The sequence below is a fragment of the Streptosporangium sp. NPDC020072 genome, from assembly GCF_040631445.1.
Taxonomy (GTDB): Bacteria; Actinomycetota; Actinomycetes; order Streptosporangiales; family Streptosporangiaceae; genus Streptosporangium.
Genome location: NZ_JBEYAB010000003.1, coordinates 656140 through 671615, shown reverse-complemented (window position 1 = coordinate 671615; position 15476 = coordinate 656140). Strand labels below are relative to the sequence as shown.

Below are 15476 nucleotides of genomic sequence, written 5' to 3'. Positions count from 1 at the left end.
CGGTTACATTCCGAACCCGGAAGTTAAGCTCTTCAGCGCCGATGGTACTGCACCGGGGACGGTGTGGGAGAGTAGGTCGCCGCCGGACAATCTTTTGTGGGGGGTCATCCTTTGGGGTGGCCCCCCTTTTTTTTGTTGTGGGGTGGTGTGTGGGGGTGGCTGGGGGCTGCCCCCTTTTTTGTTTGTGCCTGGCCCGGGAGTGCGGGGGTGTTTGAGGGGTAGCGGGGCTGCCCCTTTTTGTGCCTGGCTCCGGGGTGTGCCCGGGGGTCCCGGGGGTGTTTGGTGCGGTGGGGTTGTGTTCCGGGCGAGGCGTCTGGGGGTTAGGGGTGGCGAAAGCCGCCCCCTTTTTTTGTTTGTGCCCGGCCCGGGAGTGCTGGGGTGTTTGAGGGGCGGCGGGGACCGCCCCTTTCTGGGTTTCGAGGGTGGGCGGTGGGAGGGTCGGGTGGGCGCCGTACGGGGTGTGCTCCGGTGCTCGGAGGAGTGCTTCTCGTAGCGGAGACGACAACGCCCTGGTCGGAGTGACCAGGGCGTTGAAGTCAAACAGGGTCAGGGGGTGACGAACAGGCCGTCGCCGACCGGACGTTCGGCACCGTCCGAGGGCTGGTTGACGACCTTCCCACGAACCACCATCGCGCTCGATCCGCCTCCGTCGAGGTTGATGGCCTGCTTGGCGCCCAGCCAGCGCATCAACTGAGCGGCCTCGACCATCGACGCTCCCACGGTGACGCCCGGGATGCGGCCGTCGATGGTGGCCAGGATCAGTCCGCCGTTCTTGGTGACGCCCGCCATCGTCCGAGGGTGACGGCGGAGCATCATGTTGAGGGAGGCCTGCCCGTCGGCGAGAGCGGTGATGTGGATTCGGCCGTTCTTGACCAGGCCTACGCCGCCCGCCATGACGTATGTCTCGGGGGTGAGGGGAACGGCCCGCCGGGTCCGCAGATCGATGACCTTGGTGTCCACCTTCACCGTCGCGGTCTCCGCGGCGTGTTCGAGCAGCCAGTCGGACATGAGGCCGGTGCCGTGCAGTACGGAGAAACCGCGCGGGACGACGCCACCCGCCTGACGGGCCGAGACGACCCTTCCCTGGGGGTCGATCACGGCCTCGGTGCCGCCGTCGGCCGCGGTCTTGGTGCCGAACTCCTCGGTGTAGAGGACGAGTTCGTCGGCGGCCGGCGCCCGGTTGACTCCCTGGATCGCGGTCTTCTCCCCGTCGGATGAAGTGGCTGTGACAGCCGACCTCAACTCGGTGATCTTGACCTTCCTGCCGTTCAGGATCAGTCCGGTCCGGCCTTCCACGGCCTCGCTGAGGAGTTTGCCGCCGACCACGGAGATCCCCATCGGATCTCCCTTGATCTCCTTGACCGTGTGGATGTTGAAGAAGCCGCCGTTGACGCCGGCGATGGCACCGACGAGCTTGCCCATCGAACTGGTGGTCTCGCGCTTGGCGATGGACTTGCCGATGCTCGTTTTGAACGATCCCCGGAAGGTTCTGGGGTCGATCGTCAGCACACGCAGGTTCCAGGGGCCGGTCGTCTCCAGGCCGTCGTCACCGAGGTAGTCGGCCTTGGCCTTGATGTCGAATCCCTTGAGTTCCTTGACCACCTTGTCCGCCTCGGCGCGCTTCTTGAACGGCCACTGCCCGACGCGGACCAGATAGCGTTCCACGGAGGGGGCGTCAGCGGCGGCGGGTTGGACGACCTTCTGGACCTCCGGGGTGAATCCGGCGGACTCGACCTCGGAGGCCTTCGCCTGGGCGGTGGCCAGACTGCCGTCCTCGTGCCCGTTGGGCATCAGCACGGCCACGGTCCAGCCCTGGGTGGATGTGCCGTGCCTTACGGTGAAAAGGTCGACTCCGGGGGCCACGTTGCGTTGCTTCGTCACCGGGGCCACTCGTTCGCCGAGCGGGAACGCCGAGGAGGGGAAGGGCAGGGTCGCCTGTCCCGCCTGGGCGGGCATCGCTGTCGCTACGAGTGTGATGGCGGAAAGCCCGACGACGAGACGTCGTGACATGAATATCTCTCCCCGTTGGTGATCAGACTGCGGCGTACCATCGTGCCGAAGATCTACCTACCGGGGTGGGCGAAACACGCTAAACGTATTGAGAAAGTGTTCTTTCCCACACGGTGTCTTTGCGGGCGAAGCCCCTCAGACCCTCTGTTACGCGAGGGACCTGCGCCAAGCGAATGGGCCGTATGGAAATCCACTTTCCATACGGCCCGTAGCCGGGACTCAGGACACGGAGTGATACACCTTGCGAAGGGTCTCGTGGACGATCCAGGTCGTTTTGGTCCCTGCGGAGAGCAGGCAGACCGAGCCCGGGGTGAGTTCGATGCTGGTGCCGTTCTCGACTTCGAGGGTCGCGCGGCCGGCCAGGACCACGAAGATCTCGTCGTTCTCCACGTCGGTCACGGTTCCGGGGGTTATCTCCCAGATTCCCCGGCTCTGCGAGCCGTCGGGCGACGACCAGAGCTCCACGGAGGAGACCTGGGGCGAGCCCGCGAGGATCTGGGCGGGGTCCAGCTCGTCGGGCGACAGCCGTACGTCTCCGGCGGGGACGGCGAAGACGCCTGCGGCGCCGACCATGCGGGCAAGGTCGGCGGCCTCGGGGACGAGGATCTCGGGCATGGGGGCCTTTCAGGTGCGGGGGTTGTCTCTCCGGAACGACTCCAGCGCCAGAAGCGCCACGTGGAGGGAGAGACAGGACTCGACATCGTCCAGGTCGATGTCGAGAACACGTTCCAGCCTACGGAGCCGGTCGTAGAAGGCGGGCCTCGACAGGTGGGCCTTCTGTGCGGCGACGGCCTTGTTGCGGCCCGCGGCCAGGTAGACGCGCAGGATTCCGGTCAGGTCGCCGCCGCGCTGGGCGTCGTGGGCCAGCAGGGAGCCGAGCTCGCGTTCGGCGAAGGTCTGCAGACGGGCGTCGTCCCGGAGCAGGTGCAGAAGGCCACGTAGCCGCAGGTCCGGCAGCCGGTAGAAGGGGCGTCCGTCGGGTTGTCTGACGGCCACGTCCGCGACCTGCTCGGCTTCGAGGAAGCTGCGCCGTACGTCGCGGAGCGAGTCGACCACGGATCCGGCGGCCAGGACGAAGGGTGTGGCGAAGGTCATTCGCAGGCGGTCGGCGAGTGCGGTCAGCGAGGGCTCGGCGAGGGTCCGCGGGGGCAGGGGGAGCAGGACACCGACGCGGTCCTGGTCCAGGGCGCCGACAAGGGCGGGGAGGCGGGCGTCGCGGCAGGCCGAGGCCGCCGCCTCGGCCAGCTCGTCGAGCCTCACGAGCCGCTCCTGCCCTTCGAGGGAGTCGTCCTGCGGATCACACAGGCGTAGCACCACGCTGATCAGCTTGCGTCCGGTGAGCGGCACGCCGACCGCCCTGGCGCGGGCGGCGGCCTCCTCCGGGTCGGCGTAGGAGTGGGTCAGGATGCCGGTGATGATCGTGCCGTGGGCCTGGCGCTCAAGGGACTCCTGGTGGCGTTCCAGCAGGCGGCCCAGGGCGAGGGTGGTCGCGGCGCGCTCGGCGAGCACGACGTCACGCGGCCCCGGGATGCCCTCGCAGAGCAGGATCAGGCGGCCCCAGTCCTGGCCGCGCGCGCCGACCGTGGTGACCAGCCAGCCGGAGGAGGAGTCGTAGGCGGTCCTGCCCTCGGGGGCGACCGCCCGTGAGCGGGTCTCCCAGCTGGCCAGCAGCGTCCCGGTGTCGCGGCCCGCCGTCTCACAGGCGAGCACCTGGTGGGCGAGGTTCTCCAGCAGCACGGGGCGCCCGGAGAGGCGTGCGACCTGGCTGAGGACCTCCGCCGGGGAGGCGCCCTCGACCGACAGCTCGGTGAACACCTCGTGGAGCTGCTCTGAGGCGCGCAGCTCCTCAAGCTGGATGTCGATGATCCTGGCGTGCACCGACTCGGTGATCTGCACGAAGGGGGTCTCGCGGGCGAGAGTGACCAGGGGCAGGCCGTGCTTCTCCGCGGCGTTGATCACCGATCGGGGCAGCTCCCTGATGAACTTGCGGCCCAGTTCGACGATCAGGCCGGACGCGCCGACGGCGGCCAGTTCGGCGACGTAGGCCGTCAGGCCCTCCTGGTCGTCGGGCAGCGCGATGCCGGTGGTGAGAACGAGTTCTCCGCCGCGCAGCAGGTGGGCGATGTCGGTGACCTCGCCGACGTGGACCCAGCGGACCCGGGTGCCGAGCCGGTCGGCTCCCGCGACCACCCGTGGGTTGCCCCGGCGGACGGTGTCCAGGGCGAGAACGTCGGCGATGGTTGGGAGCACTCGTTGAGAGTATCCGATCAGCCTGTAAGTTAGAATGCCGCCTGCTTTACAGCCTGAAAGGTCAACTCCCTCTTTGAGTGGACCTTTCTCTGCGTTCAGGCGGATTTCCCGCCTAATCATCAACCGCCCGGCCTCCCCGTCCACTGGCCTTAGGATGACTTGACCTTTTCTCGGCCGAACGAACGCGGTGGTGAACATGGTTGAGACTACGGACGGAACGAGACGTGGTTCCACACAGGCCGCCGGTGTGGAGGAGCTCGATCTGCGTCAGCTTCTGGCGGGGCTCACCGCCGTACGGGACGGTGACTTCGGCACCCGGCTGCCCGACGAGGGCGACGGTCTGCTCAAGGAGATCGCCACCGTCTTCAACGGGATGGTGGACCAGCTCTCCCTGTTCACCTCCGAGGTGACGCGGGTGGCCCGTGAGGTCGGCACGGAGGGCCAGCTGGGCGGGCAGGCCGAGGTGCCCGGTGTCTCCGGCACCTGGAAGGACCTCACCGACTCGGTCAACGCCATGGCGGGCAACCTGACCGACCAGGTCCGTGACATCGCCCAGGTCGCCACCGCCGTGGCCACCGGTGACCTCTCGCAGAAGATCACGGTGGACGTCCGAGGCGAGATCCTGGAGCTGAAGAACACCCTGAACACGATGGTGGACCAGCTGTCGTCGTTCGCCGACGAGGTGACGAGGGTGGCCCGTGAGGTCGGCACGGAGGGGCGGCTCGGCGGGCAGGCGGAGGTGACCGGCGTCGCGGGGACCTGGCGTGACCTGACCGACTCGGTGAACTTCATGGCGGGCAACCTCACCGACCAGGTGCGCAGCATCGCGCAGGTCACCACGGCGGTGGCCAGGGGTGACCTGTCGCAGAAGATCACGGTCTCCGCGCGGGGGGAGATCCTGGAGCTGAAGAACACCATCAACACGATGGTCGACCAGCTGTCCTCCTTCGCCGACGAGGTGACGAGGGTGGCCCGTGAGGTGGGTACCGAGGGGCGGCTCGGCGGGCAGGCGGACGTCAAGGGAGTCTCCGGCACCTGGCGCGACCTGACCGACTCGGTGAACTACATGGCGGGCAACCTCACCGACCAGGTACGGAACATCTCCCAGGTGGCGACCGCGGTGGCCAGGGGTGACCTGTCGCAGAAGATCACGGTCTCCGCGCGGGGGGAGATCCTGGAGCTGAAGGACACCATCAACACGATGGTGGACCAGCTGTCGTCGTTCGCCGACGAGGTGACGAGGGTGGCCCGTGAGGTCGGCACGGAGGGGCGGCTCGGCGGCCAGGCGGACGTCAAGGGAGTCTCCGGCACCTGGAAGGCGCTCACCGAGTCGGTCAACGTCATGGCCGACAACCTCACCGCGCAGGTGCGCAGCATCGCCGAGGTCACCACCGCGGTCGCCAAGGGCAACCTGTCGCAGAAGATCCGGGTCGACGCCAGGGGGGAGATCCTGGAGCTGAAGGACACCATCAACACGATGGTGGACCAGCTGTCGTCGTTCGCCGCGGAGGTCACGCGGGTGGCCCGTGAGGTCGGCAGCGAGGGACGGCTCGGCGGCCAGGCGGAGGTCGAGGGTGTCTCGGGCACCTGGAAGCGGCTGACCGAGAACGTCAACGAGCTCGCGGGCAACCTCACCCGTCAGGTCCGTGCGATCGCCGAGGTGACCAGCGCCGTGACCTCGGGCGATCTGACCCGTTCCATCACCGTGGACGCCTCGGGGGAGGTGGCCGAGCTCAAGGACAACATCAACTCCATGGTGAAGTCCCTGCGGGAGACCACCCTGGCCAACCAGGAGCAGGACTGGCTCAAGTCCAACCTGGCCCACATCTCCGGTCTCATGCAGGGTCACCGTGATCTCGCCGTCGTGGCCGAACTGGTGATGAACGAGCTGGCCCCGCTGGTCCGCGCGCAGCATGGCACGTTCCTGCTCGCCGAGGAGGCGGGTGGCCGCTCGGAGCTGCGGGTCGTCGGCGGCTACGGTCATCGGGACACCAGCCGCCGCTACGGCTTCGGGGAGTCGCTGGTGGGGCAGGCGGCCCTGGCCAAACGCCCCATCCTGGTCGAGGACATCGCCGACGGCTATCTCACGATCTCCTCAAGCCTGGGGGCGGCAGGGCCGGTCAACCTCATCATCCTGCCGATCATCGTCGAGGATCAGGTGCTCGGGGTGATCGAGCTGGCCAGCCTGAACAGGTTCACCCCGGTGCATCGGGCCTTCCTCGAACAGCTGGTCGGCACCATCGGCGTCAACGTCAACACCATCGTCGCCAACGCCCGTACCGACTCCCTGCTCGCCGAGTCGCAGCGCCTGGCCACGGAACTGCAGATGGGGCAGGAGGAGCTCCAGCGTTCCAACGCCGAGCTTGAGGAGAAGGCCGAGCTGCTCGCCCGGCAGAACCGCGACATCGAGACGAAGAACAGGGAGATCGAGCAGGCCCGCCAGGAGCTTGAGGAACGCGCCAAGCAGCTCGCCCTGGCCTCCAAGTACAAGAGCGAGTTCCTGGCGAACATGAGCCACGAACTGCGCACCCCGCTCAACTCGCTGCTGATCCTGGCCCAGCTGCTGGCCCAGAACCCGGCCCGCAACCTCACCGCCAAGCAGGTGGAGTACGCCAACGTCATCCACTCGGCAGGCACCGACCTGCTGCAGCTGATCAACGACATCCTCGACCTGTCCAAGATCGAGGCCGGCAAGATGAACGTCAGCGTCGAGCCGCTGCCGCTGCGGCGCCTGCTCGACTACGTCGAGGCCACCTTCAGACCGCTGACCACGGAGAAGGGCCTCAGGTTCGACGTCACCATCGCCCCGGACGTGCCCGGAGAGCTGCTCATGGACGAGCAGCGGCTGCGTCAGGTGGTGCGCAACCTGCTGTCGAACGCGGTGAAGTTCACCGAGAGGGGTTCGGTCGGGCTGCGCATCGAGCTGATCGAGGAGACCGACCTGCTGGGGGTCCCGGGCCAGGAGGTGCTCGCCTTCCACGTCGTGGACACCGGGATCGGCATCGCCGAGGAGAACCTCTCCCAGATCTTCGACGCCTTCCAGCAGGCCGACGGGACCACCAGCCGCAGATACGGCGGCACCGGTCTGGGACTGTCCATCAGCCGTGAGATCGCGGCCCTGTTCAAGGGCGAGATCAGGGCGGTCAGCGTCCTGGGGCAGGGCAGCACCTTCAGCCTCCGGCTGCCGGTCGCGGACGTCGCCCCCCGTGGCCGTGACGTTCCGGCCGCCGGGCCCGTGGCGAGGGCGGTCGTCCCGCCGGGGGAGGAACAGGCCGGTGGGGAGGGGCGCCGCCTGCTCGTCGTCGAGTCACGCCGGGGCGGGCTGCTGTCCCAGCTCGCCGAGAGCGTCGCGGCCGACCTGGACGAGACGCACGGGCCGGTCAGGGTGGCCACGGCCAACGACCCCGTCACCGCGGTCGAGGCCCTGAGGCGGGACGACCATCACTGCATCGTGCTCGACCTCGGGATGTGGCAGGACGGGGCGGCGGAGTTCCTGCGCGGGCTTGAGGAGGACCCGGTGCTGCGTGAGCTGCCCGTGCTCGCCCACCACACCCGCACGCTCACCCGGCCGCAGGAGGACCTTCTCAAGGGTCGTTCGAATCCCCAGCCTCTGGAGCTCCTGCCGAGTCTCGACGAACTGCGCGAGCGCATCACGTTGCACCTGTCGGCCCAGGCGCGCGGCGCGGTTCTGCCACTGGTACGGCCTGACCTGGACGAGCGGCCCCACGCGCTCCGGGAGGCGGACGCCGTACTGGCCGACAAGAAGGTGCTGGTGGTCGATGACGACGTGCGCAACGTCTTCGCGCTGACCAACATCCTGGAACTGCACGGCATGCGGGTGCTGTACGCGGAGAACGGCCGCAAGGGCATCGAGATGCTGTCGTGCAACGAGGACGTCGACCTGGTCCTGATGGACATCATGATGCCGGAGATGGATGGTTACGCGGCCACCGCGGCCATCCGCAAGATGCCGCGCTTCGCGGACCTGCCGATCATCGCGGTCACGGCCAAGGCCATGCAGGGCGACCGGGAGAAGACACTGTCGGCGGGGGCGAGCGACTACGTCACCAAACCCGTCGACGCGCAGGAGCTGCTCACCCGCATCCAGCAGTGGATGTCGCCGTGAGCCCCCTCATCGCTGCTTGAGGCGCGCTTCGAGGCCGTCGAGGAAGCAGGTGAGCCCGAAGTCGAAGTTGACGGCGCGGAGGGCCTGCTGGTCGAGGTCGGCGTACTCGGAGTAGCGGGCGGCCAGTTCGGGATAGTCGTTCGCGGCACGGGTCACGATGTCCGTCATCGCCTTGACCAGGTCCTGCTCGTTCAGCCCGGATCGCCTGGTGGCGGACCGCCAGGCGATCTCCGGCAGGGTCGTGCCCAGCACGTAGGCCATCATCGTCGAGGCGGCGTGGTCCAGGCCCATGCCGGTGAACCCCGCCTTGGCGAAGGTGCGCATCAGCCCGTCGGACAGGCGCATGGCGTTGGGGCCGATGCTGGGCATGGTGCCGATGAGCACCGCGGACCAGGGGTGGGCGAAGAGCGCCTGGCGCACACCGTAGGCGAAGGCCGAGGCCGCGTCGCGCCAGCCGCTCGTCTCCGGGTCGAACGGCGGGACCTCGCTGAAGACCTCGTCGAGGACGAGTTCGAGAAGGTCGTCCTTGTTGGCCACGTGCCAGTAGATGCTCGTGGCCCCCGCCCCGAGTTTGGTGCCCAGGCGGCGCATGCTCAGCGCCTCCATCCCCTCGGCGTCGAGGATCTCCATGGCCGCGCGCACGATCTGCGCCCGGCTCAGCGTCGGGCTCTTCGAAGGACGCTTCTCACGGGTCCACACCGAGGACAGGGGCTGTTCCACATCCCTAAGCATACGGCTGATAATACGGTGTTCGATTTATCGCACAATGTGCGAGTGCCGAGGGCGGGCATCCGAGGGTGAGGGGGATGTCACGGAAGGGTGCCAAAAATTCATGTATTTCAGATTGCTTAAGTGGGAAATATGGGCGACGATGGTTCATGAGTCGCCCGAGCCCGTGGAGGTGGACATGGCCGGCACAGCCCGCGTCTGGCGAACGTCCGGGCGTGCCGGTGCGAGGGCCCGTGGCGTTCGGGGCCTTCGTGGCTCAGGCGGCTCACGGCGTCCCGGTCTGGCCGGGGCCGCCTCCTCCGAGAAGCCCGGGCGGGGAACCTGGGGGGTGCTCCGCCCGGCATCCTGTACGGCTTGCGCCAACCGTCGCAGGGCGCAAGCCGTACAGGAACTCGGAGGTAGGACTGGAACGGCGTTCTAACAACATGACGGCTTTGCCGGTCATATCCCGACAGTCTGGTGGTTTGAGCAGGTGAGGTAACCCGACATACTCGTTGTATGTCGGACCTTTTTGCACGCCACCGCGCGGTAATGCCCAACTGGTTGGCCCTCTACTACAACGAGCCCATCGAGATCGTCGGCGGCAAGGGCAACCGGGTCGTCGACGCCTCCGGTAAGAGCTATCTGGACTTCTTCGCGGGCATCCTGACCAACATGATCGGCTACGACGTGCCCGAGGTGCGCGAGGCCGTGGAACGTCAGCTCGCGACCGGCGTGGTGCACACCTCCACGGTCTATCTGCTCCGCGGCCAGGTCGAGCTCGCCGAGAAGATCGCCCGGCTCTCCGGCATCGAGAACGCCAAGGTCTTCTTCACCAACTCGGGCACCGAGGCCAACGAGACCGCGCTGCTGCTGGCGACCTACGCCCGCCGGTCCGACCAGGTCCTGGCCATGCGGCAGAGCTACCACGGCCGCTCCTTCGGGGCGATCAGCGTGACGAGCAACCGCTCCTGGAAGAACAACTCCCTGTCGCCGCTGAACGTGCACTTCCTGCACGGCGCCGACCGGCATCTGACCCAGTTCCGCGGCCTGTCCGACGCCGACTACATCGCCGCCTGCGTGGACGACCTGCGCCACGTGCTCGCCACCTCCGTCGGAGGCGACGTGGCCGCGCTGATCGCCGAGCCGATCCAGGGGGTCGGCGGCTTCAGCATGGCGCCCGACGGGCTGTTCGCCGCCTACAAGGAGGTCCTCGACGCCGAGGGCGTCCTGTTCATCTCCGACGAGGTGCAGACCGGCTGGGGCCGTACCGGTTCGGCGTTCTTCGGCATCCAGAACCACGGCGTCACGCCGGACATGATGACCTTCGCCAAGGGGCTCGGCAACGGCTTCGCGGTCGGCGGCGTCGTGGCGCGGGGCGACCTGATGGACGGCCCGCACGCGGCCGGCCTCGCCACCTTCGGCGGCAACCCGATCTCCATGGCCGCCGCCAACGCCACCCTCGACTACGTGCTCGACCACGACCTGCAGGCCAACGCCGCCAGGACCGGCGCTCTGATCATCGACGGGCTCAGGCAGGCCGCGCCGCGTCTGCCGATCGTCGGCGACGTGCGGGGCAAGGGCCTGATGTTCGCCGTCGAACTGGTCGACCCGGCGACCGGGGCACCCTCTCCCGCGATCGCGGCCAGGTTCATGGAGGAGACGAAGAAGGCGGGCCTGCTGGCGGGCAAGGGCGGCCTGTACGGCAACGTGCTGCGGATGGCCCCGCCGCTCACCCTGACCCAGGACGAGGCCGCCGAGGGCCTCGGGATCATCGTCAACGCGCTCGAAACCGTCAACGCCGAGGTCACGTCGTGAAGAACATCACCCACTGGATCGACGGCGCCCTCACCGAGGTTCCCGAGGCGGGCCGTACGTCGGAGATCTTCGACCCGGCGACCGGCCGGGTGGCCGGGCACGTCCACCTGGCCTCGACGGAGGAGGTGGACGCGGCCGTCGCCTCGGCCGTGGCCGCCTACCCCGCATGGAGGGACTCCTCGCTGGTCAAGCGCTCACAGGTGCTCTTCCGCTTCCGTGAGCTCCTGAACGCCAACCGTGACGAGCTGGCCCGGCTCATCTCGGCCGAGCACGGCAAGGTCCACTCCGACGCGCTGGGCGAGGTCGCCAGGGGCATCGAGGTCGTCGAGTTCGCCTGCGGCATCCCGCACCTGCTCAAGGGTGGCTTCTCCGAGGGCGTCTCGACCCGGGTCGACTCCTACTCGATCCGTCAGCCGCTGGGCGTCGTCGCGGGCATCACCCCGTTCAACTTCCCGGCCATGGTGCCGATGTGGATGTTCCCGATCGCGATCGCGGCGGGCAACGCCTTCATCCTGAAGCCCTCGGAGCGGGACCCGTCCGCCTCCCTGCTGCTGGCCGGGCTCTGGAAGGAGGCGGGGCTGCCCGACGGTGTCTTCACCGTGCTCCAGGGTGACAAGGTCGCGGTCGACCGGCTGCTTGAGCACCCCGACGTGCGGGCTGTCTCGTTCGTCGGCTCGACCCCGGTCGCCCGTTACGTCTACGAGACCGGCAGCGCGGCGGGCAAGCGGGTACAGGCGCTCGGCGGCGCGAAGAACCACATGCTCGTGCTGCCCGACGCCGACCTCGACCTCGTCGCCGACGCGGCGGTCTCGGCGGGCTTCGGCTCCGCGGGGGAGCGGTGCATGGCGATCTCCGTCGTGCTCGCCGTCGACCCGATCGGGGACGAACTGGTCGACAAGATCGTCTCCCGTGTCTCGGCGCTGACCGTCGGCCCCGGCGACGACCCGGCCTCCGAGATGGGACCGCTGGTCACCGGGGCACACCGCGACAAGGTGGTCTCCTACCTCGACCTGGGGGTGTCAGAGGGGGCCAAGCTCGTCGTGGACGGCCGCCTGACCCCGGTGCGCGGTGGCACGACAGCCGAGGAGACCCCCGGTTTCTGGCTCGGCCCGACGGTCCTGGACCACGTCCCGGCCGACTCCCGCGTCCATCGCGAGGAGATCTTCGGGCCGGTGCTGTCGATCGTGCGCGTCTCCTCCTACGAGGAGGGGCTCGGCCTGATCAACAGCGGTGAGTACGGCAACGGCACCGCAGTCTTCACCAACGACGGCGGCGCGGCCAGGCGCTTCCAGAACGAGGTCGAGGTCGGCATGGTCGGCATCAACGTGCCGATCCCGGTGCCGATGGCCTTCTACAGCTTCGGCGGCTGGAAGGCGTCACTGTTCGGCGACAGCCACGTCCACGGCACGGAGGGCGTGCACTTCTACACCCGGGGCAAGGTCGTCACCTCCCGCTGGCTCGACCCGAGCCACGGTGGGGTCAACCTCGGATTCCCGACCAACCGGTAGCCGCGCGGGCGGTGACGGGACGGCCCCGCGGGAAGATCTCCCGTGGGGCCGCTCCGTATGTGGACGGGGCTCCGCGGGCGGCCGATAGGCTCCGGACAGATCGAGTCGTAGGGGGAGCTGCGTGAGCGGGGACAGGTTCCGGCGTACACGTCTCGGCGCACTGGCCGGTGTTGTGGCCCTGACGGTCTGTCTCCCGGTCGCGACGGCCCCCGGCGCGCTCGCCCGGCGGGCGGCCGTTCAGGAAACGCGGTCCCCGACACCGACACCGAGCCCGAAGCCTTCGGCGTCGATCGGCAAGGGGGAGGGCACCCTGCAGGTGCTCACCTACCAGGGCCACGTCGAGTACGGCGGCGCGACCGCGAGCGCCGACTGGCTCTCGCCCTTCGAGAAGCTCACCGGCTGCAGGGTCAGCAGGCTCGACCGGGTCCACTCCGGCGAGGAGATGGCGGAGAAGGTCCGTTCGGCCTCCTACGACGTGATCTCGGCCTCCCCCGACCTGGCCGGGAGGCTGATCGCGGACGGCGCGGTCAGGCCGCTGGACACCACGCTCCTGCGGTCCTACAAGGACATCCCCCGGCGGCTGCGTGAACTGCCCGCCACCCGGGACGCGAGCGGCAAGGTCTACGGAGTCCCCTATCTGTGGGGGACCAACCAGGTCATACGCGAGCCCGGCGCCCCCGACGGGCCGGACGCGGTCTACCGGACGGAGCAGTCGGCCGTCAGGGACACCCCGCTGAGCATCGCCGACGCCGCCCTGGCACTCAGGCGGACCAGGCCGGAGCTGGGGGTCAAGGACCCCTACCAGCTCACCCCCGCCCAGCTCGACGCCGCCGTCGGGCTGCTGGCCGAGCACGACGGGCCCCGCCGGGTGTACTGGACGAGCACCCTGGAGGTGATCCAGGCCTTCTCGACGGGGGAGGCGCACGTGGCCCAGGCGCTGCCGTACCACCTGGATCTCTTCGAGCGCGCGGGCAGGACGGTCGAGCGGGAGAAGGGGCCGGTGACCGGGTGGGCCGACGCCTGGATGGTCGGGACCGGCGCCACCAGCCCCAACTGCGCCTACAAGTGGCTCAACTGGGTCGGCTCCGCGGACACGCAGCACTCGGCCGCCGCCTGGACGGGGCTGGCCCCCGCCAACGTCAAGGCCTGTGACGGTGAGGTCCGGAGGCTGTGCGACGCCTACCACGCGCGTGACGACCGCGAGCTCGGGCATGTCCTCTTCGCCACGCGTCCGACGAAGGACTGCGGTGGTTCGGGTGGGGAATGCACTGACTACACCGAATGGGAAAAAAGGTGGAAGGACCTGGTGAAGTGAGCGGGGTGGCCACCGCCCGCGGCTGAACGGGACGCCCCCCTCCGTCCATGTGTGAGGCGGCCACGGTTTCCGTGGGGGCGTCCGTCACCCGCGACGAATCCGGTGGTGAAATCACGTCCCGAATATCGACTGGTTGACCAGTCAGTGGATAGGATCCCGCCATGAGAATCCTTCTTGTGGGAGCGGGCGGGGTCGGCTCGGCCGTCGTCCCCATCGCGGCGCGCCGAGATTTCTTCGAACACATCGTGGTGGCCGACTCTCAACAGAGCCGGGCCACCGCCGCGGTGGCCAGAGCCGGTGACCCGCGGTTCAGCGCGATCACGCTGGACGCCTCCGACCAGGAGGCGGTCGAGGCCGCCCTGGCCGGGCACCGCTGCGACGTGCTCCTCAACGCCGTCGATCCGCGTTTCACCATGCCGCTGTTCAGGGCCGCGCTCAACGCGGGGGCGGACTACCTGGACATGGCGATGTCGCTGTCCCGCCCCCACCCGGGCAGACCGTACGAGCTGCCGGGGGTGAAGCTCGGTGACGAGCAGTTCGCTCTGACCGGGCGGTGGCGGGACAGAGGTCGCCTCGCGCTGGTCGGCATGGGGGTCGAACCGGGGCTGGCCGACGTGTTCGCGCGCTACGCGGCCGAGCACCTCTTCGAGAGCATCGAGGAGATCGGTGTCCGCGACGGGTCGAACCTGGTGGTCGAGGGCTACGACTTCGCGCCGACCTTCTCCATCTGGACGACCATCGAGGAGTGCCTGAACCCTCCTGTGGTCTGGGAGGACGGCGCCTGGCACACCACCGAGCCGTTCAGCGAACCCGAGGTGTTCGACTTCCCCGAGGGGATCGGCCCCGTCGAGTGCGTCAACGTCGAGCACGAGGAGGTCCTGCTCGTGCCGCGCTGGATCGACGCCGGGCGGGTGACGTTCAAGTACGGTCTCGGCGAGGAGTTCATCGGCGTTCTGAAGACCCTGCGCAAGCTCGGCCTGGACAACGCGGGCAAGATCCGGGTCGGTGGTGTCGAGGCCTCACCGAGGGACGTGGTCGCCGCGGCCCTGCCCGATCCGGCGACGCTCGGCGAGCGGATGCGCGGCAAGACGTGCGCGGGCACCTGGGTGAAGGGCGTCGGCAAGGACGGCGCGCCCAGGGAGGTCTACCTGTACCACGTGGTGGACAACGCGTGGTCGATGCGGGAGTACGGCTGCCAGGCCGTGGTGTGGCAGACGGCGCTGCACCCGGTGGTCGCGCTCGAACTGCTGGCGAGCGGGGTCTGGGCGGGCTCGGGGGTGCTGGGGCCCGAGGCGTTCGACGCGGTGCCGTTCCTGGACCTGCTCGATGACTACGGCTCGCCGTGGAGGATGCGGGAGCAGACGCACGGGGCGCTGCTGTCCGCCTGAGACGGCGCGGAGGCGAGCCTCAGAAGAAGGCCGCGCGGCGGGGCAGGTGGTAGATGTTCTCCTCGGTCTCCTGGACCAGTGCCTCGGCGCACTCGTCACAGGCGAACAGCGGGGAGTCGTTGGGCAGCCTGCCGATCCTGATCCTTGGCCGGGGCCATCTCTTGTGGCAGGTAACACAGGCGTCGCCCTCGCACTGAGCCCGGGTGAGGCCCTCCGGGTCGAACGTCGCCGTGATCCGTGCCGCCCTGGTATGCCGCCAGTCCATCACGTCTCCCGTCTTGATCGCGAAGTCTTATACCGGAACCGTTATAACGCCGTTTCCGTCCGTGATCAGTGTGGTAAGTGTCAAGCGG

At 68.6% G+C, this 15476-nt stretch carries 10 protein-coding genes and 1 rRNA gene; 6 read left to right on the top strand and 5 right to left on the bottom strand.

Annotated elements, in window-relative coordinates:
• A 5S ribosomal RNA gene (gene rrf / locus ABZ470_RS09400) occupies positions 1-88 on the top strand; the annotation flags it as partial.
• A gap of 458 nt (positions 89-546) precedes the next feature.
• On the opposite strand, the gene ABZ470_RS09395 is transcribed toward rrf, so the two are convergent.
• The 3 genes from ABZ470_RS09395 to ABZ470_RS09385 all read right to left on the bottom strand — a co-directional run bounded on the left by ABZ470_RS09395 (position 547) and on the right by ABZ470_RS09385 (position 4260).
• Positions 547-2010 carry a phosphodiester glycosidase family protein gene (locus ABZ470_RS09395; protein WP_352008387.1) on the bottom strand — a complete coding sequence of 488 codons (1464 nt, stop codon included), beginning with the start codon at positions 2008-2010 and terminating at the stop codon, positions 547-549.
• A 219-nt stretch (positions 2011-2229) separates the two neighbouring features.
• Positions 2230-2625 carry a cupin domain-containing protein gene (locus ABZ470_RS09390; RefSeq protein WP_352008388.1) on the bottom strand — a complete coding sequence of 132 codons (396 nt, stop codon included), beginning with the start codon at positions 2623-2625 and terminating at the stop codon, positions 2230-2232.
• A 9-nt stretch (positions 2626-2634) separates the two neighbouring features.
• The gene (locus ABZ470_RS09385) at positions 2635-4260 is read right to left on the bottom strand and encodes a PucR family transcriptional regulator ligand-binding domain-containing protein (protein ID WP_352008389.1); all 1626 of its coding nucleotides are present in this window, start codon (positions 4258-4260) and stop codon (positions 2635-2637) included.
• A 196-nt stretch (positions 4261-4456) separates the two neighbouring features.
• Here ABZ470_RS09385 and ABZ470_RS09380 point away from each other — a divergent pair, with 196 nt between their 5' ends.
• Positions 4457-8386 (top strand): HAMP domain-containing protein, encoded by a 3930-nt coding sequence (locus tag ABZ470_RS09380; protein ID WP_352008390.1) that lies wholly within the window; start codon positions 4457-4459, stop codon positions 8384-8386.
• A 6-nt stretch (positions 8387-8392) separates the two neighbouring features.
• On the opposite strand, the gene ABZ470_RS09375 is transcribed toward ABZ470_RS09380, so the two are convergent.
• The gene (locus ABZ470_RS09375; protein ID WP_362910987.1) at positions 8393-9118 is read right to left on the bottom strand and encodes a TetR/AcrR family transcriptional regulator C-terminal domain-containing protein; all 726 of its coding nucleotides are present in this window, start codon (positions 9116-9118) and stop codon (positions 8393-8395) included.
• Between the two features lie 495 nt (positions 9119-9613).
• Here ABZ470_RS09375 and ABZ470_RS09370 point away from each other — a divergent pair, with 495 nt between their 5' ends.
• The 4 genes from ABZ470_RS09370 (at position 9614) to ABZ470_RS09355 (ending at position 15123) form a co-directional block, all read left to right on the top strand.
• On the top strand, positions 9614-10912 hold the full coding sequence (locus ABZ470_RS09370) for an aspartate aminotransferase family protein (protein WP_352008392.1): 1299 nt from the start codon (positions 9614-9616) through the stop codon (positions 10910-10912).
• Entirely contained in the window at positions 10909-12420 is a 1512-nt protein-coding gene (locus ABZ470_RS09365) for a CoA-acylating methylmalonate-semialdehyde dehydrogenase (protein WP_352008393.1), read from the top strand. Before ABZ470_RS09370 ends, ABZ470_RS09365 begins: the two co-directional genes overlap by 4 nt.
• A gap of 121 nt (positions 12421-12541) precedes the next feature.
• The gene (locus ABZ470_RS09360) at positions 12542-13735 is read left to right on the top strand and encodes an extracellular solute-binding protein (protein ID WP_362910986.1); all 1194 of its coding nucleotides are present in this window, start codon (positions 12542-12544) and stop codon (positions 13733-13735) included.
• Between the two features lie 161 nt (positions 13736-13896).
• The gene (locus ABZ470_RS09355) at positions 13897-15123 is read left to right on the top strand and encodes a saccharopine dehydrogenase C-terminal domain-containing protein (protein ID WP_362783638.1); all 1227 of its coding nucleotides are present in this window, start codon (positions 13897-13899) and stop codon (positions 15121-15123) included.
• A gap of 19 nt (positions 15124-15142) precedes the next feature.
• Here ABZ470_RS09355 and ABZ470_RS09350 read toward each other — a convergent pair whose 3' ends face one another.
• On the bottom strand, positions 15143-15388 hold the full coding sequence (locus tag ABZ470_RS09350) for a hypothetical protein (RefSeq protein ID WP_352008396.1): 246 nt from the start codon (positions 15386-15388) through the stop codon (positions 15143-15145).
• Positions 15389-15476: the final 88 nt, after the last annotated feature.